At 76.4% G+C, this 24,398-nt stretch carries 10 protein-coding genes; 1 reads left to right on the top strand and 9 read right to left on the bottom strand.

Annotation, left to right across the window (positions count from 1 at the left end):
- The 9 genes from QC029_RS04175 to QC029_RS04135 all read right to left on the bottom strand — a co-directional run bounded on the left by QC029_RS04175 (position 1) and on the right by QC029_RS04135 (position 23,943).
- Positions 1–1,269, bottom strand: coding sequence for an MFS transporter (locus QC029_RS04175; protein ID WP_279553979.1), 1,269 nt, complete (start codon positions 1,267–1,269; stop codon positions 1–3).
- Positions 1,270–1,339: 70 nt separating this feature from the next.
- Complete coding sequence (locus tag QC029_RS04170; protein WP_279553978.1) at positions 1,340–2,629, bottom strand: cytochrome P450; 1,290 nt, start codon at positions 2,627–2,629, stop codon at positions 1,340–1,342.
- Positions 2,626–9,924 carry a non-ribosomal peptide synthetase gene (locus tag QC029_RS04165; RefSeq protein ID WP_279553977.1) on the bottom strand — a complete coding sequence of 2,433 codons (7,299 nt, stop codon included), beginning with the start codon at positions 9,922–9,924 and terminating at the stop codon, positions 2,626–2,628. The genes QC029_RS04170 and QC029_RS04165 overlap by 4 nt, the downstream gene beginning before the upstream one ends.
- Positions 9,925–9,942: 18 nt before the next feature.
- Positions 9,943–16,305, bottom strand: a complete 6,363-nt coding sequence (locus QC029_RS04160) for a non-ribosomal peptide synthetase (protein ID WP_279553976.1) — start codon at positions 16,303–16,305, stop codon at positions 9,943–9,945.
- Between the two features lie 212 nt (positions 16,306–16,517).
- Complete coding sequence (locus tag QC029_RS04155; protein WP_279553975.1) at positions 16,518–18,809, bottom strand: lantibiotic dehydratase; 2,292 nt, start codon at positions 18,807–18,809, stop codon at positions 16,518–16,520.
- 10 nt (positions 18,810–18,819) lie between these two features.
- Positions 18,820–19,083: an acyl carrier protein gene (locus QC029_RS04150; protein ID WP_279553973.1), complete on the bottom strand. Its 264-nt coding sequence runs from the start codon at positions 19,081–19,083 to the stop codon at positions 18,820–18,822.
- Positions 19,080–20,048, bottom strand: a complete 969-nt coding sequence (locus QC029_RS04145; RefSeq protein ID WP_279553972.1) for a pyridoxal-phosphate dependent enzyme — start codon at positions 20,046–20,048, stop codon at positions 19,080–19,082. Before QC029_RS04145 ends, QC029_RS04150 begins: the two co-directional genes overlap by 4 nt.
- A complete protein-coding gene (locus QC029_RS04140; protein ID WP_279553970.1) occupies positions 20,045–21,559 on the bottom strand; it encodes an amino acid adenylation domain-containing protein in 1,515 nt (504 codons plus the stop codon). The genes QC029_RS04145 and QC029_RS04140 overlap by 4 nt, the downstream gene beginning before the upstream one ends.
- Entirely contained in the window at positions 21,559–23,943 is a 2,385-nt protein-coding gene (locus QC029_RS04135; protein ID WP_279553969.1) for a lantibiotic dehydratase, read from the bottom strand. The genes QC029_RS04140 and QC029_RS04135 overlap by 1 nt, the downstream gene beginning before the upstream one ends.
- A 211-nt stretch (positions 23,944–24,154) precedes the next feature.
- Here QC029_RS04135 and QC029_RS04130 point away from each other — a divergent pair, with 211 nt between their 5' ends.
- On the top strand, positions 24,155–24,364 hold the full coding sequence (locus QC029_RS04130) for an MbtH family NRPS accessory protein (RefSeq protein ID WP_279553968.1): 210 nt from the start codon (positions 24,155–24,157) through the stop codon (positions 24,362–24,364).
- Positions 24,365–24,398: the final 34 nt, after the last annotated feature.

Here is a 24,398-nt window from a genome sequence, read left to right as displayed (position 1 = left end):
TCACCGCATCGCGCGCACCGCGCCGGAGCCGAGCACGCCCAGCGCGGTGACCGCCAGGACCAGGGCGACGCCGGCGAACATTACGCCGGTGCCCACCTGGGCCAGGGCGCCGCAGGCGATGAGCGACACCGGCGCGACGGCGTAGCCGAGGACCATGTCGACCGAGATCACCCGGCCGAGCACCGACTGCGGGATGTTGCGCTGGATCCAGCTCAGCCCGAAGACCCCCTGGAAGCCGATGGCGAAGCCCATCGCCAGCACCGTCGCGACCGCCGCGACGGGGTGGTCCAGGATGCCGAGCAGGGCCATTCCGGCGGCCAGCCATCCGGCCAGGCCCGCGATCAGCAGTCCCACCCGGGGCCGGCCGCCGACGGCGCCGCCCGCGAGGGTGCCCAGGATGGCCCCGCCCGCCAGCGCCCCGTTGAGCAGGCCCAGCGTCGTCGAGCCGCCGTCCAGGGTGGTCCGGGCCAGGGTGGCGAAGCCGACGGTGAACGGCCCGGCGTAGCAGAAGTTCACCGCCGTGTCGACGGCCAGCATGGTGCGGATGCGCGGGTCCCGCCAGGCGTGGCGCAGCCCGGCCCGGATGCGGGCGACCAGCGAGTCCCCCGCCTCCCGCTCCGCCGCCGGCGCGCCGGAGTCCGGGTCGGCCGCCTCCGGTTCGCGGGGGGCGGTGCGGATCCGGGCGACGCACAGGCCGCACAGCGCGAAGCACACCGCGTCGACGAGGAAGGCGACGGGCGCCTCGGAGAGGGCGACCACGAGGCCGCCGACGGCCGGGCCCAGGACGGCGGAGACCCGGGCGCCCACGCCGAGCAGGGCGTTGGCCGAGGTGAGCATTTCCTTGTCCACCACCGAGGGCAGGACGGAGACCCGGGCGGGCTGGAAGAAGGCGTCGACCGCGCCGAAGGCCGCGGCGGCCGCGCACAGCATCCACAGCTGGAGGGTGCCGGTCAGCCCGCCCAGTCCGACCGCCGCCATCAGGGCGGCCCTGGCCCAGCTGGAGCAGACCATCAGGGTGCGGGGCGACCAGGTGTCGCCGAGCGATCCGCCGACCAGGGTCAGCAGGGCCCGGGGCACCGCCTGGAAGGTCAGCACGTAGCCGAGGGCCAGGGTGGAGCCGGTCAGGGTGAGGGTCATCCAGGAGAACGCGATGTAGCTGAACCCGTCGCCGAGCAGGGACAGGGACTGGCCCAGCCACAGCAGGCGGAAGGGGCGCTGCCGGGCGGGGGCCCACAACCGTGGGCCGGCGCCCGTGAGGGTGGTCGCCATCGTCGGACCTTTACCTTTCGTCGGGCCGCCGCCGGGCCGCCCGGGAGGGGCGGCCCGGCGGCGGCCGGTGTCAGTAGCGGACGGGCAGGGCGGTCAGGCTGCGGTTGAGCAGCGAGAGCTGCCAGGTGTGCCGCGTTCCGTCCAGGCGCAGGTCCGGGTAGTCGCGGACGAGGACGCCGACGACCGCGCAGGCCACCAGCCGGGCCAGTGCGGCGCCGATGCAGAAGTGGGCGCCGAAGCCGAAGCCCAGGTGGGTGCCTCCCTCGCGCCGCACGTCGAAGGCGTCCGGGTCGGGGAAGCGGGCGGGGTCGCGGTTGGCGGCGGCGGTGACCAGGAAGATCCGGTCCCCGGCGCGGATGGTGCGGCCGTCCAGCTCGGTGTCGCGGGCGGCGGTGCGGATCGACATCTTCGAGGGCCCGTCCAGGCGCAGGGTCTCCTCGACGGCCGCGGCGACCAGTCCGGGCTCGGCGCGCACCGCCCGGAGCTGGTCCGGGCGGCCGAGCAGGGCGAGCAGGGTGTTGGTGATGAGGTTGCTCGTGGTCTCGCCGCCGGCGAACGCCATCTGGGTGAGCATCCCGACGAACTCCTCCTCGCTGACGGAGTCGCCGATCCGGCCGCCGGCCAGGACGGAGCTGATCAGGTCGTCCTTCGGTGCGGCGCGGCGTTCGGCGACCAGCCTGGCGAGGTAGTCCTCCAGGCTGACCAGCGACTGCAGCGAGGTGCGGTACTCGCGTTCCTCCTGGGCCGCGCCCAGGACGAGGTCGCCCACGCGGGCGTTCCAGTACCAGAAGGAGGGGGCGTGCGCCTGGGGGACGCCCAGCCAGCGGGCGAAGACCAGGGCCGGCAGCGGTCTGGCGATGTCCGCGGCGATGTCGCCGCTCCGGCCGGGGACGGCGCGGCGGGCGAGCATCGCGCGGGTCGCCCGCTCGGTGAAGGCGCCGTAGCGGGCGACGGCGCGGGCGGCGAACTGCTCCTGGAAGACCTGGCGCAGCCGACGGTGCTGCGGCGGGTCGTTGAAGACCATCCAGCGCGAGAGGATCCCGAAGGCGCGCTCGGCGTCGTCGCGGGCGCCCTGCGGGACCGCGTCCATCAGCGGGCGGACCCGGTCGGCGGAGACCGCCGGGTCCCGCAGGCAGCGCATGACCTGCTCGTAGCCGGTGACCAGCCAGGCCCGGTGCATGGGGCTCCAGTGGACCGGGGCGTGGTCGCGCAGGGTGTTGAGGTAGCCGTACGGGTCGGCGTTGAGGGCGGGGTCGAGCAGGTACCGCTCGGTGAAGCGGGCCGCGGCGGGGGCGGTGGGGGTTGCGGTGGGAGTGGCTGTGGGGGTTGCGGTGGGGGTTGCGGTGGGGGTCGGGGTCATCGCCGGGCCTCCGTTCCGACCGTGCCGAGCAGGGCCGCGACGTCCGCGACCAGCGGCTCGGCGAGCATGGACATGTGGTCGCCCTCGGTGACGTGGACGGTCAGGCCGCCCAGGGCCGTCTCGCGCCAGCGGGCCACGTACGCGCGGTAGTCGACGTCGAGGCCGGGCATCGGCTCGCCGTCGGGCAGCCCGGCGGCCTGGGTGCCGACCACGAGGTGGACGTGGCCGGGGTAGGGCCGCACCCGGTAGTCGGCCAGGGCGGTGAGCAGCGAGTGCCACACCTCGATCGGCGCCTTGTCGACCAGGGCGGCCTCGCCGGGGCTCATCCCCGCGCCCAGCAGCAGCGCGGTGAGTTCGGCCGCCGCCTTCTCGCGCTCGGGTGACGGCGGCAGGGCTCGCAGCCGGTCGCGCAGCCGCAGCGCCCGGCGCATGTCCCGGCCGACTCCGGTGAGCCTGGCGCGGGCCGCCGGGTTGGGCAGGTAGGGCTCGATCAGCACCAGGGGCTCGACGGTGTGGCCGGCCTCGTGGAGCTGGGTGGCCATCTCCAGGGCGATGTTGGCGCCCATGGACCAGCCCAGCAGGTCGTGGGGGCCGTGCCCGCCGTGCCCGGCGATCTCGGCGACGTAGTTGGCCGCGATGCCGGCCACCGTGCCGGGGTCCACGCCGCCCAGCAGGCCGCGGGCCTGGAAGGCGCGCACCGGGCGGCCCGGCGGCAGGTGCCGGGCGAGGGGGACGAACCACGCGGCGCTGCCGCCGGTGGGGTGCACGCACCACAGCGGGGCGCCCTCGCCCTCCCGCAGCGTGACCTCGGAGCGGACGGCGGTGGCCGCCGTGCCCGCCCGTCCGGCCGACTCCTCGGCGTGGGCGGCGAGCTGCGCGAGGGTGGGCCGCTCGATCAGGTCGCGCACCGAGACCGGCAGGCCGCGTTCGGCGGCCAGGGCGGCCACCCGCACGGTGGACAGCGAACTGCCGCCGATGCGGAAGAAGTCGTCGTGCACGCCGATCAGGGACAGGCCGAGGACCTCGCGCCACACCTCGGCGAGCACCTTCTCGGCGTCGGTGGCGGGCGCGGCGTAGGCGGTGCCGCTCTCGGCGCGTTCGGCCGAGGGCAGCGGCAGCGCCCCCTTGTCGATCTTTCCGCTGCGGTTGACCGGCATCTCGTCGAGGAGGACGAACCGGGCGGGCACCATGTAGGCGGGCATGCCGGCGCGCAGCGCCCGGGCGAGGTCCTCGACGGAGGCGGCGGCTCCGTCGTGGAGGACGAGGTAGGCGACCAGCGCCGGTTCGCCCGGCAGGTCGGTGCGGTGCAGCACCACCGCCTGCCGCACCTCGGGCAGTCCGCGCAGCGCGTGCTCGACCTCGCCCAGCTCGATCCGGAAACCGCGCAGCTTGACCTGGTTGTCGCGGCGGCCGAGCCACTCCAGCGCGCCGTCGGGACGGTGCGTGCCCAGGTCGCCGGTGCGGCAGGTCCGGGAGCCGGGCGGGCCGTACGGGTCGGGCACGAAGGTCGCGGCGGTCAGCGCGGGGCGGTTCAGGTAGCAGCGGCCGACGGCCTGCCCGCCCAGGTGGATCTCGCCGGGCACCCCGGTGGGCACGGGCTGCATGTCCTCGTCGAGCACCCGGGCGCTGGTGTTGCGCATCGGGACGCCGATCGGCGGACGTCCCGCGCCGGGCTCCAGCTCGGCGGCGACGGACCACACCGACGTCTCGGTCAGTCCGTAGACGTTGTGGAAGCGGCGGCCGCGCGACCACGCCCCGGCCAGTTCGGCGGGGCAGGCCTCGCCCGCGACCTGGAGCACCCTCAGCTCGGGGAAGCGGTCCTCGCCCAGGACCGCCAGGGCGCTCGGCGGCAGCATGGCCCCGGTGACGCGGTGGGCGCGCAGGGTGCGGGCCAGGTCGGGGCCCGGGCGCAGGGCCTCCCTGGGCGCGGTGACCAGCCGTCCGCCGTTCGCCAGCGACCAGGTGAGTTCCAGGACGGAGGCGTCGAAGCCGAAGGACGCGAACTGGAGCACCCGGTCGGCGGGGGTCGGGCGGACCAGGTCGCGCTGCCCCTCCACCATGTTGACCAGGCCGCCGTGCGGGATCGCGACGCCCTTGGGGGTGCCGGTGGAGCCGGAGGTGTAGATGATGTACGCCAGGTTGTCGGCGCTCACCCCGGCGTCCGGCGGCACCGGTCGGCCGGCGGGCCCGTCGGGGGCGCCGGGCTCGTCCAGGACCAGGACCGGGCCGTCGAAGGGCACCACGCCGGCCAACGCGGTCTGGGTGACCAGCACCCGCATGCCGCTGTCGGACGCCATGAACTCCAGCCGCGCGGTGGGGTGCTGGGGGTCCAGCGGGAGGAAGGCGCCGCCCGCCCGCAGCACGCCGAGGGCGGCGCGCACCATGTCCGGGCCGCGGTCGACGCAGATGCCGACGACCGCCTCGGGGCCGACGCCGAGCGCGCGCAGCCGCCGGGCGATCCGGATCGCCGCCTCGTCCAGTTCGGCGTAGCCGATCTCCCGCTCGCCGTGGACGACGGCGACCGCGTCCGGGGTGCGCGCGGCGTGTCCGGCGACCGTTTCGTGGAAGAGCAGGGGGCCGTTGTCCCGGGCCGGGCCGCTCCCCCACTCCCGCAGGGCCGTGGTGCGGGCGGCTCCGGTCAGCGCCGGGCGGGTCACCGGGGCGTGCGGGTCGGCGACCATCGCCTCGATCCGCTCGCACAGCACGTCGGCGAGCTGTTCGGCGGTGGCCGGGGCGACGTACTCGGGGTCGGCGTCGAGGGTGAAGCCGTTCACGCTCGCGTTGACCAGCAGCGGGAACATGGTCCTGGCGATCTCCAGGGACTCGTCCCAGGTGTCGTGGGAGAGCCGGTGGAAGTTGACGTAGTTGAACACGGCCTCGACCGGGTTCGGTTCGCCGGGCCGCAGCTGCGCCATCCGGGCCAGCGGCATCCGGCGGTGGGGCAGCATCTCCTGCTCGGCGGCGAACACCGCGCGCAGGTACTCCAGCCAGCTCCCCCTCGGCCGCTCGACGCCGAACGGCACGGTGTTGAGGAACAGCCCGCGCATCCGGTCCGCGCCGGGCACCTCGGGCCGGCCGTTGGTGACCAGGCCGATGGAGTGCCCGGCGGCCGTCTCGTCGCGTTCGGCGAACAGGCTCATGGTGTGGTGGAACGCGGTGATCAGCACGGTGCGCCGGGGCACCCCCGCCGCCTGGGCCAGCCGCCCGATCCTCTCGGCCAGCGCGGCCCAGGAGCGCCGCACCTCGTGGACCGGCCGCTCACCGTGGCCGCCGGGGGCGCCGCGCCGGGCGAAGCGGACGGGGCGCAGCTCCGCCAGGGCCGAGCGCCAGTACTCCAGCGCGTCCTCGCCGCGCAGCGCGGCGCGCTCCAGGGCGACGTACTCGGCGAAGGCGGGGGCGGGGGGAAGTTCCGGCGGGCGGCCGTCGGCCACCGCGCGCCGGTGCAGGTCGAGCAGGTCCGCCACGAGCGAGGTCAGGCTCCAGCCGTCCAGGACCACGTGGCAGTCGGTGAGGACCAGCCGCAGTTCGTGGTCGCCCGTGTGGTGCAGGTGGATGCGGACCAGCGGCGCGGCGGTCAGGTCGAAGCGGTGCTCGAACTCCTCCTCCACGTAGGCCCGTACGGCGGCGCGCCGCTCCTCGGGGGACAGTGCGCGCAGGTCGGTGTAGCCGACCGGCAGCTCGGCGGTGCGGTGCACCAGCTGGAGGGGCTCGCGGTAGGAGGTCAGGTCGATGGAGGAGCGCAGGATGCCGTGGCCGCGCACCACCGCGTCCACCGCGGCCTGGAAGGCGCCGAGGTCGAAGCCCTCCGGGACGGTGATCTTCAGGTCGGTGACGTTGTGGTACGCGCCGCGCCGCGGGTCGGCGAGCATCTCGTGGAGCATGCCGGCCTGGAGCATGGTGAGCGGGTAGGCGTCCTCCAGCCCGTCGGGCAGCCGGGCCGCGTCGGCCGGGTCGAGCTGGGAGAACGGCTCGACGGGGGCGGGGGCCTCCCCGGCCTCGGTGGCGCACCGTGCCAGGTCGGCCAGGGTGCGGGCCCGGAAGAGGTCGGCCACGCTCAGGGCGAGGCCGGCCGAGCGGGCCAGGCCGATGACCCGCAGGGCCAGGATGGAGTCGCCGCCCAGGTCGAAGAAGTTGGCCGTGCGGCTGACGCGTTCGGCGCCCAGGACCTCCGCCCAGATGCGGGCCAGGGCCACCTCGGTCGCGCCGGAGGGCGGGACGTGCCCCGCCGGGGCCGGCGCGTCCTCGCCCCCGGCCGCCGTCAGCGCGGCGCGGTCGACCTTGCCGTTGGCGGTGACCGGCAGCCGGGGATGGCGTACGAACAGCGCCGGCACCATGTAGTCGGGCAGGGTCAGGCGCAGCCTGTCGCGCAGCGCCGCCGCGTCCAGCGGGCGGCCCTCGGTCATGACGACATGGGCGACCAGGCGGGCGTCGCCGTGCGGCCCGGGACGGGCCACCACCGCGGCGTCGGCCACTCCGGGCTGGGCGCGCAGGGCGGTCTCGATCTCGCCGGGCTCGATGCGGTAGCCGCGGATCTTGACCTGGTGGTCGGCGCGGCCGACGTAGGCGAGCTGGCCGTCGGGCAGGACGCGCACCAGGTCGCCGGTGCGGTACATCCGGGCGCCGGGCGGGCCGAAGGAGTCGGTGGGGAAGCGTTCGGCGGTCAGCTCGGGACGGTTGCGGTAGCCGCGGGCGACGCCGCCGCCGGCGATGTGGAGCTCGCCCACCGTGCCCTGCGGCACCAGCCGTCCGAACCGGTCCAGGACGTAGCCGTGCTGGCCGGTCAGCGGTCGGCCGATCGGCGAGCGCGCCGGGGCGTGGACGTCGTCGGCGGTCAGCGACCGGTGGGTCACGTGCACGGTGGTCTCGGTGATGCCGTACATGTTCACCAGCTCGGGGCGGCGGTCGGCGGGCGTGTCGAACCAGTCGCGGTAGTCGCGGACGTCGAGGGCGTCCCCGCCGAAGATCACCGTGCGCAGGGCGAGGTCGGAGAAGTCCCGGCCGCCCTGGGCCAGATGGGCGCGCAGGCCCTTGAAGGCGGCGGGCGTCTGGTTGAGGACGGTGACGCGCTCCTCGCGCAGGACGGCGTGGACGGCGGCGGGGTCGCGGACCTGCTCGCCGGTGAGCACCACCACCCGGCCGCCGCTGGTCAGCGGCCCCCACAGCTCCCACACGGAGAAGTCGAAGGCGGGCGAGTGCACCAGCGTCCACACGTCGCGCGGGCCGAAGCCGAAGTGGCGGTCGGCGGCGCCGAGCAGCCAGGCGAGGTTGGCGTGGGTGATCTCCACGCCCTTGGGGCGGCCGGTGGAGCCGGAGGTGTAGATGACGTAGGCGAGGTCCTCCGGCGCGGGAACGACGTCGCCGGCGTCGGGCCCGGCCTCGGCGGCGGGCCCGGGCTCGTCGGCGGCTTCGAGCGGGATCACGCCGACCGGCAGCCCCTCGACCGCCGCGCGGCCGGTGTCGTCGGCGACGACGAAGGAGACGCCGGCGTCGGTGAGGGTGAACTCGCGCCGGGCGCGCGGATGGGCGGGGTCCAGCGGCAGGTAGGCCGCGCCGGCCCGCCACACCCCGAGCAGCGCCACGGCCAGGTCGGCCGAGCGGTCGAGGCAGACGCCGACCAGCGACTCGCGTCCGATGCCGGCCGCGCGCAGCCGGCGGGCCAGGGCGGAGGCCGCGGCGTCCAGCTCCCCGTAGGTCAGCGTCCGGCCGCCGCCGCTGACGGCCGGGGCGCCGGGGGTCCGGGCGACGTGCTCGGCCAGGCGCTCGGGGGCGGTGCGCGGGGCCGGTCCGTCCGGCCGTACGGGAGCGGCCGGGCCGCCGGGGCCGAGCAGGGCGGCGCGCTCGGCGTCCGTGAGCGGGTCGACGGTGCTCAGCGGGGCGTCGGGAGCCTGGGCGAAGGCGCGCAGCAGGGCGACGGTGTGCGCGGCCAGCCGGGCGACGGACTCCTCGGCGAACAGGTCGGGCCGGTAGACGAAGACCAGCTCCCGGCGGTCGCCGTCCTCGCGCAGCTCCAGCGCGAGGTCGAACTTGGCGGTGGTGTGCTCGATGCGGAAGGGCGTGCCCGTGGCGCCGCCGAGGGCGAAGGCGCCCTGTCCGGCCGGGGCCTGGGTGAACAGCACCTGGAACAGCGGGTTGCGGGTCAGGTCCCGTTCCGGGCTCAGCTCGTCGACGACCCGCTCGAAGGGCAGGTCCTGGTGGGACAGGGCGCCCAGGACGCTCTCGCGGGTCCGGGCGAGCAGCCGCGCCGGGGTGGGGTCGTCGGACAGGTCGGTGCGCATGACGAGGGTGTTGACGAAGAACCCGGCCAGCTGCTCGGTCTCGGGCCGCTCCCGGTTGGCGACGACCGTGCCGATCGCGATGTCGTCCTGGCCGCTGTGGAAGGCCAGCGCCGCCTGGAACGCCGCCATCACCGTCATGTACGAGGTGGTGTCGGTGCGCCGCCCCAGCTCGGTCAGCGCCGCCGACAGCTCCCGCGGCAGCACGGCGGTGTGCACGGCGCCGGTGTGGCCGGGGGTGTCGGAGCGGGGGTGGTCGGTGGGCAGTTCCAGCGGTGTCAGGCCGGCCAGCCGGGTGCGCCAGTAGTCGAGGGCGGCGGACTCGTCGGCGCCGCGCTGCCAGACCGCGTAGTCGGTGTAGTCGATCGGCAGCGCGGGCAGCCGGGCCGGTCCGCCCTCGGTCCCGGCGCGGTACAGCTCGCGCAGGTCGCGGACGAGGATCTCCAGCGACCAGCCGTCGGAGACGATGTGGTGCATGGCCAGGACCAGGACGTGGTCGTCGTCGGCGGCCTTCAGCAGGGTGGCCCGGAAGGGCGTCTCGGTGGCGAGGTCGAAGGGGCGCAGCGCCACCTCCCGTACGGCCTCGGCCAGGGTCCGGCCGGGGAGGCCGGTCAGGTCCGCCGTCTCCAGGCGGGCTCCGCCGGCGGGGTGGACGCGCTGGTGGGGGACGCCGTCGTGGGCGGGGAAGGTCACCCGCAGCTGCTCGTGGCGGGCGACGAGGTCGCGGACGGCCGTGTCGAGCGCGGCGGTGTCCAGGGGGCCGGTCAGCCGCCAGGCGGCGGGCATCAGGTAGGTGGCCGCGCCGGGGTCGAGCTGGTCGAGGAAGTACAGGCGCTGCTGGGCGGCCGACAGGGGCGCGCGGTCGGGGCGCGGATCGAGCCGGGGCACGGCGGCCGGTGCGGTGTCCACCAGGCCGCGGAGCCGCTGCTCCAGCAGCCGCCGGGCGGCGGGGGACAGTGCGGCGCGCGCCGCCCGGGGCCGGGCCTCGGGACGGATCTCGGGCTGGATCTCCGAAGTGGTCATGACGCGTTCCGTCCAATCTCAGTCTTGGTGGTCCACCGTCAGGGACAGGTCGATCTCGTCGTCGCTCATCGCGGAGATCAGTTCGACGAGCTGCCGCTCCACCTCGGCGGCGAGCAGCTCGACGGTGGGGTGCTCGAACAGGTCGCGCACCTGGATGGGGCAGTCGAAGGCGGCCCGCAGGCGGGACGCGGCGGCCACGGCGCGCAGCGAGTGCCCGCCGAGGGCGAAGAAGTCGTCGTGCACGCCGACCCGGGGCACGCCCAGCACCTCGGCCCAGATCTGCGCCGTCACCGTCTCGGTGGGCGTGCGCGGCGGCGTGTGCTCGGCGGGGGCGGGGGGTTCGGGGTCGGGCAGGGCGGCGGTGTCGAGCTTGCCCTGCACGGTCAGCGGCAGCGCGTCGAGCAGGACGAAGGCGGCCGGGACCTGGTAGCCGGGGAGCCGGGCACGGCAGTGGGCGGCCAGGTCCCCGTGGTCGAGGCCGCGGCCGGCGACGTAGCCCACCAGGGCGCGCTCGCCGCGCAGTTCGCGGACCACGACGGCGGCGGCGTGGACGCCGGGGTGGCGGCGCAGCGCGGCCTCGGTCTCGCCCGGCTCGACGCGGAAGCCGCGGATCTTGACCTGGTCGTCGCTCCGGCCGGTGAACTCCAGGTCGCCCGAGGGCAGTCGGCGGACGACGTCGCCGGTGCGGTAGAGCCGGCCGCCGGAGCCGAAGGGGTCGGGCACGAACCGCTCCGCGGTCCGCGCCGCCCGCCCCAGGTAGCCGCGCGCCAGCTCCGGCCCGCCGATGAGCAGTTCGCCCGGGACGCCCAGCGGGGCGAGGTTCCCGTGCGGGTCCACCACGTAGGCCCGGCGCGAGCCCAGCGGGCGGCCGATCGGCACCCGGCCGTCGACCGGCCCGGTGACCGGGTGGGCCGTGGCCGAGACGACCGACTCGGTGGGTCCGTAGGTGTTGACGACGGGGACGTGGGGCAGGTGCGCGAACCAGCGCTCCAGCGGTCCCGAGGGCAGCTCCTCCCCCCCGGTGACCAGCAGGCGGAGGCTCGCGAGGTCGCCGGCGACCGTCTCCAGCCGGGCGACCACCTCCTCCCAGTAGGAGGGGGTGAGTTCCATGACGGTGACGCGCTCGGCGCGCACCCGTGCGGCCAGTTCCTCCACCGACCACACCTCGTCGGGGCGGATCACCACGGTCGCGCCCGCGCTGAGCGCGGGCAGGATCTGCTCCAGGGAGGCGTCGAAGGAGAAGGAGGCGAAGGTCAGCACCCTGTCCCGGGCGGTGACGGCGAACAGCTCGCGGGCGGCGGCGACGTGCGCGTCCAGGGCGTGGTGCTCGACGCCGACGGCCTTGGGGAGGCCGGTGGAGCCGGAGGTGAAGATCGTGTAGGCCAGGTCGTGGGGGCCGGGCGTGCGGCGGGGCGCGTCCGGCGCGGACCGCACCTCGTCGGCCCGTACGACCGGCACGCCGAGCGCGGCGAGGCCCGCGGCGGTGGACGCGTCGCCGATCGCGCAGCGCACCCCCGCCTCCGCGGCCATGAACCGCAGCCGCTCGGCGGGCAGCCGGGGGTCGAGGGGCACGTACACCCCGCCGGCCCGCCAGACGGCGAGCATCGCGGCCACCGAACCGGTCCCGCGCCGCAGGCAGACGCCCACGGGGCTCCCGCGGTCCGCTCCGGCACCGGCCAGGGCGGACGCCAGCCCGCCGGTCAGCCCGTCGAGCTCCGCGTAGCTCACCGTCCGGTCCTCGCAGACCAGCGCCGGCGCGTCCGGCTCGCCCGCGACGGCGAACGGCGGCGCCTCGGGGGCGGGCCGGTCCGCGCCCGCGGCGGCGACCAGGTGCGCGCGTTCGGCGGGCGAGAGCAGGTCCACCCGGTCGACGGGGATGTCCGGGTCGGCCAGGACGGCGGTCAGCACCCGTGCCACGTGCTCGGCCAGCCGGGTGGCGGTCGCGGCGTCGAAGAGGTCGGCCGCGTACTCGACGTTGAGGGCGAACCGGTCGGGGTAGAGCAGGAAGGTGGTGGTCAGGTCGAACTTGGCCGACGCCCACGGCAGGGCGAAGCCGGTCACCTCCAGCCCCTCGACGCGCGGGCCCGCCGCGGCGCTCTCCTGGACGTCGACCATCACCTGGAACAGGGGGTTGCGGGACAGGTCGCGCTCGGGCCGCAGCCGCTCCACCAGCTTCTCGAAGGGCACGTCCTGGTGGTCGAAGGCGCCCAGCACCGTCGCGCGGACCCTCCCGAGCAGGTCGGCGAAGGTGGGCGCGCCGGAGAGGTCGCCGCGCAGCACCACGGTGTTGACGAAGAACCCGACCAGCCGCTCCAGCTCCGTCCGGCCGCGGCCGGCCACCGGGGTGCCCACCGGCACGTCGTGCTGGCCGGACCAGCGGGCCAGCACGGTCTGCACCGCGGCCAGGAGCACCATGAACCGCGTCGCCCCGTGTTCGCGGGCGAAGGCGTCCAGCCGGTCGGCCAGTCCGGGCGGCAGCCCCACCTCGACCGCGCCGCCCCGGCCCGACCAGGCCGTGGGGCGGGGCCGGTCGGTGGGCAGCCGCAGCACCGGGAGGTCCCTCAGCTCCTCCTCCCAGTAGTCCAGCTCCTCCTCCAGCGCCCCGTCCTCGGCCCGGTCGCGCTGCCACACCGCGAAGTCCCCGTACTGCACCGGCAGTTCGGGCAGCACCGGCGCCCGGCCCGCCAGGCGCGCCCGGTAGCAGGCCGCCAGCTCCTCGGTGAAGACGTCCTTGGACCAGCCGTCGGTGGCCACGTGGTGGAAGGCGAGGACGGCGACGTGGTCGCGCGGCCCCAGCTCCCAGACCCCGGCGCGCAGCATCGGCGGGCGGTCCAGGTCGAAGCGGCGGGTGGCGAGCGCGTGGGCCTGCTCCCGCACCGCGTCCAGCCGGGCCGCCCCGTCCCCGCCCTCCGGGACGTGCCGCCACTCCAGCGGCACCGCCGCCGGGTCGCAGACCTGCTGCGCGGGGCGGCCGTCCACCTCGACCAGCGCGGTGCGCAGCACCTCGTGCCGGGCCGTCAGGTCGTCCAGGGCGGCCTGCCACGCGGCGCGGTCCAGGCCGCCGCGGATCCGCCAGGAGAACCACAGGACGTACTCGTCGCCCGCCTCGGAGGCGCGGTCCAGGAACCACAGCCGCTCCTGGGCGAAGGACATCGGCAGCGGGCCCGAGCGGTCGACGGGGGTCACGGCGGCTCCGGCCGCCTGCCGCGCGGCGGCCACCGCCGGGCCGAACTCGCGGATGCGGGGGTTCTCGAACAGGGTGCGCAGTTCGACGTCGCGGCCCAGGCGTTCGGCGACGCGGGAGACCGCCATCGTGGCGAGCAGGGAGTGCCCGCCCAGGTCGAAGAAGCCGTCGTCGATGCCGACCCGTTCGACGCCGAGGACGTCGGCCCAGACGGCGGCGATGATTCGCTCGCTCTCGTCGCGGGGCGCGGTGTAGGCGGCGCCTCCGGCGGCGCGGTCGGGGCGGGCGTCGGGCAGCGCGGCCCGGTCGAGTTTGCCCGAGGCGTTCACGGGGAGCGCGTCGAGGAGCACGATGTCGGAGGGCACCGCGTAGTGCGGCAGCCGCTCGGCGCACCAGGCGCGCAGCGCGGCCGGATCGGCGGCTCCGGGTCCGGCCCCGGCATCGGCGGCGTCGTCGGCGGCGTCGGTGGCAGCGGCATCGGTGGTGCCGGCGGTGCCGGTCACGACGTAGCCGACCAGGGTCTGCCCGGTGGCGGTGTCGGGCCGGACGGCGGCGGCGGCCACGCCGGGGGACCCGCGCAGGACCGCCTCGACCTCGCCGAGTTCGACGCGGAAGCCGCGGATCTTGACCTGGTCGTCGCTCCGGCCGAGGAACTCCAGGTCGCCCGAGGGCAGCCAGCGGACGACGTCGCCGGTGCGGTAGAGCCGGCCGCCGCCGGAGCCGAAGGGGTCGGGCACGAACCGCTCCGCGGTCAGCCCCGGCCGCCCCAGGTAGCCGCGCGCCAGCTCCGGCCCGCCGATGAGCAGTTCGCCCGGGACGCCGACGCCGACGGGCTCCCCCTGCGCGTCCACCACGTACACGCGGCGCGAGCCCAGCGGGCGGCCGATCGGCACCCGGCCGTCGACCGGCCCGGTGATCTCGTACGTGGTCGAGGTGACGGTCGTCTCGGTCGGGCCGTAGGCGTTGCACACCCGCGCGTGGGGCACCGCGGCCCGCCAGGCGGCCAGCGCGCCGGCCGGCACGGACTCCCCGCCCAGGATCAGCAGCCGCAGCGTGGCCAGCCTCGCGGCGGCGCGGCGGTCCAGGGAGAACGCCAGCTCGTTCCAGTAGGTGGGCGGGACGTTGACGACGGTCACGCCGTGCCGCTCGACGACCTCGGGCACCTGGGTGGGCAGCCACGGCTCGTCGGGGCGGACGATCACCCGTGCGCCGCAGCTCAGCGCGGGCAGCACCTGGTCGAGGGAGGCGTCGAAGGAGAACGAGGAGAAGGCCAGGACCCGGTCGTCGGCGGTGATGCCGTAGCGGCCCCGGGCGGCGGCGACGTGGGAGGCCAGGGCGCGGTGCTCGACGCCGACGGCCTTGGGCCGGCCGGTGGAGCCGGAGGTGAAGATGACATGGGCGAGGTCGTGCGGGTCGGGGACGTGGCGGGGGCCGCCGGGGTCGGGGGCGGCGGTGTCGGCGCGTACGACGGCCGTGCCCAGCGCGGCGGCCCGCTCCGCCGTCGCCGCGTCGGCGACGACGCAGCCCACCCGCGCCTCGTCGACCATGAACCGCAGCCGCTCGGCGGGGAGTTCGGGGTCGAGGGGCACATAGGCGCCGCCCGCCCGCCAGACGGCGAGCATCGCGGCCACCGAACCGATCCCGCGCCGCAGCAGGACGCCCACGGCGCTCCCGCGGCCCGCTCCGGCACCGGCCAGGGCGGACGCCAGCCCGCCGGTCAGCCCGTCGAGCTCCGCGTAGCTCACCGTCCGGTCGGCGCACACCAGCGCCGGCGCGTCCGGCTCGCCCGCCGCGGCGACGGCCGGCGCGGGGGCGGCCGGACGGTCGGGGGCCCGGCTCCACCGCGCTTCGGGCCGGGCCTCCGCCGTGTCCGGCAGGGGGTCCAGGCGCCGGGCGAGCTCCCCCACCGGAGTCCGCGGCTCGTCCAGGACCGCGCGCAGCAGCCCGGTGTAGGCGGAGGCGAACCCCCGCATGGTCTCCGCGTCGAACAGGGCGGTGGCGTACTGCAGGCGGGCGGCGATGCCGCCGTCCGGGCGCAGGCCGAGGTCGAGGAAGACGTCCATCGTGGTGCCGTTGAGCGGCGGCGCCACCAGCTCCACGTCCAGCCCCGGCAGGTGGACGGGCCGGTGGGCGGTGTTGAGCAGGGTGAAGGAGGCCTGGGCCAGCGGGTGGCGGGACAGGTCGCGTTCCCCGCCCACCGCGCGCACCACGTGGTCGAAGGGGGCGTCGGCGTGCGAGAGGTCCTTCAGCACGTTCGCGCGGACCCGCTCCAGGAGGCCGCCGAAGGAGGGTTCGCCGGACAGGTCGGTGCGCAGGACGACGGTGTTGACGAACGGGCCGATCAGGTCCGCCGTGCCGGCGTGGCCGCGGTCGGCCAGCGTGGTGCACACGGCGATGTCGGTGCGGCCGGTGCGGCGGGCCAGCAGGGCCTGGTAGACGGCGAGCAGCAGCATGTAGCGGGTCGCGCGGTGCTCGCGGGCGACCCTGTCGACCCCGGCCACCAGGTCGGCGGGGAGGGTGAAGCGGACGACGTCGCCGGAGCCGTCCCAGAAGCGGGGACGCGGCCGGTCGGTCGGCAGGTCGAGGGGGGCGGTGCCGCGCAGGCGGTCGCGCCAGTAGCCGAGCAGGCGCTCCATGCGGGGGCCGCTCAGCCGCTCGGCCTGGGCGCGGGCGAAGTCGGCGTACTGCAGGGCGGGCGGGGGCACGGTCTCCCCCCGGTAGCCGGCGGCCAGCTCGCGCAGCAGCACGTCCCACGACCAGCCGTCGACGGCGATGTGGTGGACCACCAGGAGCAGCAGGTGCTCGTCGGGCGCCAGGCGGGCGAGGGTCATGCGCAGCGGATACCGCGTCGCCAGGTCGAGCGGGCGGGCCAGCTCGCGGGCGAACAGCTCTTCGGCGCTGCCGGCCTCGGTGTGCTCCAGCACGGCCCCGCCCGGCCCGTCCACCAGCAGGGCGGGCTCGCCGTCGGCGGCGGCGAACCGGGTGCGCAGCACCTCGTGCCGGTCCACGATGCCCGTCAGCGCCCTCTCCAGGGCCGGTACGTCCAGCGGGCCGCGGATGCGCAGCGCCAGCGGGAGCAGGGAGTCGGAGGAGTCTTCGGCGAGCTGGTCCAGGAACCACAGCCGCCGCTGGGCGAAGGATGCCTTGGGGGTGTCGTCACCGTTCCTGGCCCCGTGGGGGGCGGCTCCTGCTGTCACTGTGGCCTCCATGCGGTGTTTTCCCGAAGACTGCCGTCGGCGGGAGGCCTCCCGACAGGGAAGAAGACGCAGCCGCGTGCGCAGTGCCGTCTGCGCGTCCGTCCCCCCTCGCGGACGCGTGCGCGCGGCGGCCCGGCCGGGGTCTCCGGCGGGGCCGCCGCGCGGCGGGAGGGGACGGGGGTGGGGTCGGGGTCGGATACGGGGCCGGGCCGCTACGCTCCCTCCCCCGTGTCGTCGACGGCGACGAAGCGCAGCTCGGAGGTGTAGGCGTTGCCCTCGTCGTCGGTCAGCCAGGTCTGCTCGGGGGTGGGCAGCATCTCGGTGATCACGACCCGTCCCCCCGGGTCCCTGCGGGCCAGCCGGCGCAGCGCCTTGGCCAGGATGGTCACGTAGACCGGGCTGTCGAAGTCCACGTAGAACGGGCGCGACTCGGTGGGCGAGACGACGAAGACGAAGCGGGGCAGGCCCGTCTCCTCCCGCCAGTGGCGGGCCCGTACGAACCGGCGGGCCTCGTCCTTCTCGGCGGCGAAGTCCACCGTGCCCGCGCCGATCCGCCAGGTCTCCCTGGCCACCACCAGCCGGTCGACGGTGACCCGCGGGGAGTGGTCGGCCTCGGGCAGGACCTGGAACAGGTCCATCGCCAGGGTGGTCAGGACGTGCGCGAACACGTCCACCGCCGGGAACTCCGCCCCGTCGGGCAGGACGACGGCCAGCTCGCCGTCCTCCCGCTCGCGCACCGCCACGTCCGCGCTCGGCACGGTGCGCGGCCGGCCGGGGTCGGCGGTGGAGTCGAGCAGGGCGACCTGGTAGTCCCGCGGCCGGACCAGGGCGTGCCGGATGCGGGCCGACAGGCGGGAGCGGTGCTCCTTGGGCAGCAGCGGCATCAGGCGCGGGCCGGGGTGGTCGCGGTCGGTGAGGGCGGTCAGTTCGCCGGGGTCGGGGTGCTGGTGGACGAAGAGGGAGGCGCCCAGGGTGTTGGCCGCCAGGTGCAGTTCGCCCAGGACGAGTTCGAAGTCGCCGCGCGCGACGGCCTCCGCCCCGTCCGCGGCGATCATGACGTCGGGGCTGAGGTAGCGGGCCGCCGTCCAGCCGCCGCCCGGCCCGCCGAACCGCTCGCGCACCGGGCCCGCGACGTCCTCCAGCGCCAGCCGTACCCGGCGGGCCCCCGGCGGGGGCGCCAGGATCGCCTCCCAGTGGGCGCGGAAGGCGCGCTGGAGTCCGGCCGCGGCCGTGCGGGCGTCGCCGTGCAGGACGGGCATGCAGGCGAACCAGAACGAGGCCAGGTCGACCGGGCCGCGTGCGGCCAGGTCGCGGTACACCTCCTTCGCCCGGCCCATCACCGCCTCGGCCAGGTGCGCGGTGAGCCAGCCGGCGCTGGTCAGCAGCGGTTCCAGTGGGGCGAGGGCGTCGCGTACGGCGGGTCCGAGGCGAGCGGTGGCCGCGCGCCGGCAGTCGGAGTACACCAGGGCGCGGCACGGTGCCGTCCCGGCCGCCTTCTCCCGCACGGCGGCGGTCTCGGTCAGCGCGGTGAACTCCTCCTCCAGCCCGGCCAGGGCGGTGACCAGCGCGTCCGCGCCGCGCGCCGCCCGTACCCGGGCGCGTCCCCGCTCCAGGGACTCGACCGCGGCCAGGCCCCGCCCGCGCGCCGCCGGGTCCCCCACCCTCTCCAGCCAGGCGCGCAGGGCGCGTTCGGGGTGGGTGCCGGCGGGCACCTCCAGGCGCCACACCGCCCAGCGCCGTGCCACCAGGTCCTCCAGCACGGCGGGCACGTCGGTGCGGGGCAGGGCGGCGGCGATCTCCCGCGCGGGTCTGGTGCCGTCGCACAGCGCCAGGACGGCGGCGGTCGCGTCGTCGACGGCCTGGGGCGGCCGGCCCGGCACCGTGACCCGGGTGCCGTCCAGGCGGACGAACGGCACCCGCCGGGGCGCCGTCCACTCCCGCAGCGCGGGGTCGGCGCCGATCACGGCGGCGAGCGCGTCGACGGCCCAGCCGGCCCAGTAGACCTCGGTGCCGGCGACCAGGCCGCGGCCGGTGTCCACGCGGACCCCGTCGGTGCGGGCGTCCCAGCGGCCCCAGCCGACGGGGCCGAAGAACCCGATGGTGTCGTTCTTGACGCAGAACCGCTGCCAGTAGTGCGCCACCAGCTCCTCGCGCTGGCGGGGCATGCTGGTGCGCCCGGCCGCGGTGGGCGTCCAGTTCAGGAAGGGTTTGACGCCCGAGTCGAGCACCGGCCGGTTCTGCCAGGCCACGGCCTCGCGGAAGGCGGGGGTGCGGGCGATGTCCTGGAGGGTGTGCGCGGTCTCCACCGCGGCGTCGGCGAAGAGCGCGGCGAACTCCTCCCAGCGCTCGCCGCCGAGGTGGTCGTCCGGGGCGAACTTGTCGGCGGCGGCGGCCACTCCGGGCGGGGCCAGTCTCAGCACTCCGGCGGCCGGGAAGCCGGGGCCGCGCAGCGCGAACTGCTCCCACAGCCGCCAGCGTCCGCCGGGCAGGTAGGTGTCGGTCACGGTCTGCCCCTCACGCCTGGACGAAGTCGGAGTCGACGACGGACGCGAGGTCGGCGGGCGTGGGGTAGGCGAAGACGAGCGAGACCGGCACCTCCACCCCCAGGACCTCCTGGAGCCTGCCGGTGATCTGGAAGGCGGTCAGGGAGTCGCCGCCGACCTCGTAGAAGTCGCTGTCGCGGTCGAGGTCGGCCGTGCCGAGGGTCTCGCGGTAGACGGCGACCAGCAGGTCGGTGGTGTCGGCGGTGGCGGTGGCGGTGCGGTCGGTGGCGGTCATGGGGTCTCCTCCAGGTGGTGTCGGGCGGTGGCGGCCCTCAGGGCCGCGGTGGTGTTGCCGCCGGAGACGACGGCGACGGGCGTACCGGACCGGCGGCTCCGCCGGGCGCCGAGCCCGCCGTCGCGCAGCGCGCCGGCCAGTGCGACGGCTCCGCTGGGCTCGGCCCTGACCCCGTGGCGGGCCAGCAGGTCCGCGGCGGCCAGGATGTCGGCGTCGGAGACCGCGACCATGTCGTCGACGCGGTCGCGGACGATCGGGTAGGGCACCGCGCCGGGGCGCTGGCAGCGCAGCCCGTCGGCGACGGTGTCGCGGGACGGCAGGCCCAGGGGCCGGCCGGCCGCCAGGGAGCGGGCGTAGCGGGGCATCGCGGCGGGTTCGACGCCCACCACCCGCACCGGGTGGTGGCGGGCGGCCAGGCAGATCCCGGCCAGCAGTCCGCCGCCGCCGGCGGGGACGTAGACGGTGCCGGTGCCGGGCGCGTCGGCGAGGATCTCGGCGCCGACCGTCCCCTGGCCCGCGACGACGAGCGGATGGTCGGAGGAGGGCACGAACACCGCGCCGGTCCGTTCGGCCAGGGCCCGGGCGGTCTCCTCCCGTTCGCCGACGCCCCCCGCCACGCCGACCGTGTCCGCGCCCAGGGCGCGGATCAGGGCGGCCTTGGCCGGGTTCGCGCCGGCCGCGAGCACCACGGTCAGCCGGACGCGGAGCGCGGCGGCGAGCCTGGCCAGCGCGATCCCGTGGTTGCCGGAGGAGCCGGTCACGATGCGGCGGGCCTTCAGCGCGAGGACGGCGTTGGCGGCCCCGCGCATCTTGAACGAGCCGCCGTGCTGGAGGTGTTCGGCCTTCAGCAGCACGTCCGGCGCTCCCGGCGGCATCCGCAGCAGCGGGGTGCGCCGCACGTGCGCGCCGATGCGGCGGGTGGCGAGGTGCACGTCGACGGGGTCGAGTCCGACGGCGGTGGTCACGGGGCACCCCCCGTGCCGGGCCCCGTGCCCGCCAGGGCCCGGCGGTCGGCCTTGCCGCCGCGGGTGGTGGGCACCTCGGCGAGCCGTACGAACCGGCGGGGCATCAGGTGCGGCGGCAGGGTGCGTCCCAGGTGCGTGCGCAGCGCCGCGTCGGTGACGTCCGCCAGATCGCCCGCGACGTGGGCGGTGAGGTGGACGCGCCCCCGGTCGTCGGTGCCCGCGGTGACCACCGCCTGCGCCACCCGGGGGTGGGCCAGCAGGGCTCCCTCGACCTCGGCGGGGTCGACGCGGTGGCCGCGGATCTTGACCTGGCGGTCGCTCCGGCCGAGGTAGCGCAGCCCGCCGGGTCCCGCCTCGGCCAGGTCGCCGGTGCGGTACAGCCGGGCGCCGGGCGGGCCGTAGGGGTCGGGGACGAAGCACTCGGCGGTACGGGCGGGCCGGTTCCGGTAGCCGCGGGCCACGCCGGCGCCGCCGATGTAGACCTCGCCGGCGGTCCCCTCGGGCACCGGCTCCAGGTCGGCGCCGAGCAGGCGGACCACCACCCCGTCCACGGGGGTGCCGACGATGTCGGCGGCGGTGTCGGGCTCGGCGGGGACGGCGTGGCGGGTGGAGGTCATGGTGCACTCGGTCGGGCCGTACTGGTTGACCAGGCGGCCCCGGACCAGGGAGCGCCCGCCCGCGGTGAGGAAGGGTCGCAGCGACTCGCCGCTGGAGACGACCAGGCCGACCCCGTCGAGCAGCCGGTGCGCGTCGGGCCGTCCGGCCAGGAAGGTCAGGAAGGAGGGGGTCACGCTCAGCAGCGCGGTCACGCCGTGGGCGCGTACGGCGGCGCCGAACGACTCGGGCCGCAGCAGCTCGGCGCGGGGCAGCAGGACCAGCCGCCCCCCGGCCAGCAGCGGCGCGAAGGTGTCCCTGATGGAGGCGTCGTAGCCCAGCGGTGCGACCTGGAGCGCCACGGTGCCGGGCCCCAGGCCGTAGTCGCGGACGACGAAGCGCAGATAGGAGTCCAGGCCGCCGTGCTCGATCAGCACGGCGCTGGGCTCGCCGGTGGTGCCGGAGGTGTGGCTGACGTAGGCGAGGGTGTGCGGGCCGGGCGGGACGTCCGGGACGGGCGCGTACGGACCGGGTCCGGCACTGTCCACCGGCACCGGCCGGCCGGGGACCGGCAGGTCGGGGCGGCCGGCCGGGTCCGAGGCGGTCAGCAGCAGGTCGGCCCCGCCGCTGCGGACGAGCGCGGCCAGCCGCGCGGGCGGCTGCTCGGTGTCGAGGGTGAGGAAGGCCGCCCCGCAGCGTACGACGGCGGCCATGGCCACCACGGCGTCCGCGCCGCGCGGTACGGCCACCGCGCAGACCGTCTCCGCCCCGGCGCCCCGCTCCCGCAGGACGGACGCCAGCGCGTCGATCCGGCGGGCGAGTTCGCCGTAGGTCATGTCGCCGTCGGGGGTGGTGAGGGCGATCCGGCGCGGGTCGCGGGCGGCGTGCCCGGCGATGTCGTCGACGAAGGTGCGCATCACGCCTCCCCGGTGGCGGAGGCGGTGGCGGAGGCCGTGGCGGGGACGGTGGACGCCGGGTCGGTGACCGTCCGGTCGACGGCGACGAAGCGCAGCTCGGAGGTGTAGGCGTTGCCCTCGTCGTCGGTCAGCCAGGCCTGCTCGGGGGTGGGCAGCATCTCGCTGACCTTCACCCGGGCCCCGGGGTCCTTGCGGGCCAGCCGGCGCAGCGCCTTGGCCAGGATGGTCACGTAGACGGGGCTGTCGAAGTCGACGTAGAACGGGCGGGGTTCGGCCGGCGAGACGACGAACACGAAGCGGGGCAGGTCGTGCTCGCGCTGCCACTGCCTGGCCCGTACGAAGCGCCCGGCCTCGGCCTTCTCCGCGGCGAAGGCGAGGTCGGCCACCGGGAACGTCCAGGTCTCGCGGGCCACGACCATCCGGTCGACGGTGATCCGCGGCGTGTGCTCCCCCTCGGGGCGCAGGGTGAAGCGGTCCATCACGCGCTGGGTGAGGGTGTTGGCGAAGACGTCCAGGAGGGGGAACTCCGCGCCGTCGGGCAGTACGGCGACCAGCCGGTCGCCGCGCTCCTCGACCGCGACGTCGGCGCTGAGGACCGTGCGCGGCCGGTGCGGATCGCCGGTCTGGTCGACCAGGGCCACGCAGTAGTCCTCGGGCCGCTCCAGGGAGGGCCTGCTGCGCGCGGACCACTTCAGCGGCAGCTCCTTGGCCAGCATCGGCAGCAGCCTCGGCCCGGGGAAGTCGCGCGTGGTCTCGGCCACCAGCTCGGCCGGATCGGGATGCTGGTGCACGAAGAGCGAGGCGCCCATCGTGTTGAGGGCGCAGTGCATCTCGCCCAGGACCAGTTCGAAGTCGCCGCGCTCGACCGCCTCGCGGTCCTCGGCCAGGATCAGCACGTCGGGGCTGACGTAGCGGGCCAGCGACCAGCCCGCGCCCGGCTCGCCGAACTCCTCGCGCACCCGCGCGGCGATGTCGGCGCCGGCCAGCCGCACCCGGCGCGTCCCCGTCGGCACCTCCAGGACGCGGGCCCACCTGGCGCGCAGCTCGGCCTGGATCGCGGCGATGTCGTCGGCCGCCTTCGGGTGCGGGGAGGGCAGGCACTCCAGCCACAGCGTGCCCAGGTCCACCGCTCCCCCGGTCCCCTCGGCCTCCCCCGCCGCCCTGAGCCGGTCGTACACCGCGCGGATGCGGGCGCCGACGGCCTCGGCGAAGCGGTTGGTCATCCAGCGGGCCGCGGTCAGGCACAGCTCCAGCGGCGCCAGCTCCGCCAGGAGCGCCGCTCCGGCGGTGGCCGTGGCCGCGCGCCGGGCGTCGGAGTAGACCAGGCCGCGGCACGGCGCGGTCCGCGCGCCCTTGGCGCGCTGGGCGCCGGTCGCGGTCAGCGCGGCGAAGTCCGCCTCCAGGGCGCCGATGGCGGCGGTGAGCGCGTCGGCGTCCGTCCCCGCCGCCCGGACCGCGTCGCGTCCGCGCTCCAGCACGGCCAGCCCCGCCAGGGCGCGTTCGCGCGCCTCCCGGTCGCCGACGCGTTCGAGCACGTCCCGCAGCGCGCGCTCCGGGTGGGTGCCGGACGGCACGTCCAGCCGCCAGTGCACCCACCGCTTCCCGGCGAGCAGGCGCACGGTCTCGGCGGCCTCCTCCACCCCGATGCCGGCCGCCTCGGCGATCGCGGCCACCGTCCGCCTGCCGTCGCACAGCCCCAGTACGGTGCCCGCCACCTCGGTGACCGGCTGCGGCGGCCGGCCCGGCAGCCGTACGGCTCCGTCCGCGACGCGCACGAACGACACCCGGTAGGGCGGTATCCAGGCCATCAGGGCGGGGTCCTCGCCGAGCGACCTGGCCAGCGCGTCGACGGCCCAGCTCGCGAAGTACACCCGCGAGTCGGCCAGGAACCCCTCGCCGGGATCGACGGCGACGCCCCGCTCCGACAGGTCCCAGCGGCCCCAGCCGACGGGGCCGAAGAAGCCGATGGTGTCGTTCTTGACGCAGAAGCGCTGCCAGTAGTGCGCCACCAGCTCCTCGCGCTGGCGGGGCATGCTGGTGCGCCCGGCCGCGGTGGGCGTCCAGTTCAGGAACGGCGCGATGCCGGTGCGCAGCACGGCCGGGTTCTGCCAGGCCACCGCCGCCCGGAAGCGGGGCGTGGCGGCGATCTCCTGGAGCAGTTCGGCGGTGCGCACGGCGGCCGTGGAGAACGCCTCGGCGAAGGCCTCCCACTCCGGGCCGGCGAGCTCCTCCCGGGGGCCGAACTTGTCGGCCGCCAGGGCGAGTCCGGGCGGGGCCAGCCTCAGCACCCCCTCGGCGGGGAAGCCGGGGCCGCGCAGCGCGAAGTGCTCCCACAGCCGCCATCCCCCGGCGGGGAGATGCACGTTCTCCGGGACGTCCGACATGGCGGAACTCCTTCCAGGGGGTTCGGCGGGCTCGGGAGGGTTCGGCCCTGTCCGGCCGTGGAGCACACTGCCGGGGCGCGCGGCGGGGCCACCAGAGAAGAACAGGCGGCGACGAGCGCGGACACCGCCGCGCGTTTGTCCCTGTGGCCGGCCGGCGGCCCCGGGGCACGCTGGCCCCGTGGACCGAGCGAGTGCGAGAGGACGTGACGCGATGAGCGACAGCCACGAGGCCGGCTACCTGGTCGTCCGCAACCACGAGGAGCAGTACTCCATCTGGCGGGCGGACCGCGAGCTGCCCGCCGGCTGGTTCGCCGAGGGCACCAGCGGGTCCAGGCAGGAGTGCCTGGACCACATCGACCGCGTGTGGACGGACATGCGGCCCCTGAGCCTGCGGCGGCGGATGGCCGGGACCGGGGCCTGAACGTCCGGCGGCGGGGAAGACGCGAAGCGTCTTC

The sequence above is a fragment of the Streptomyces sp. DH37 genome (assembly GCF_029813835.1).
GTDB lineage: Bacteria > Actinomycetota > Actinomycetes > Streptomycetales > Streptomycetaceae > Streptomyces.
This window is presented reverse-complemented; position numbering and strand designations above follow the sequence as displayed.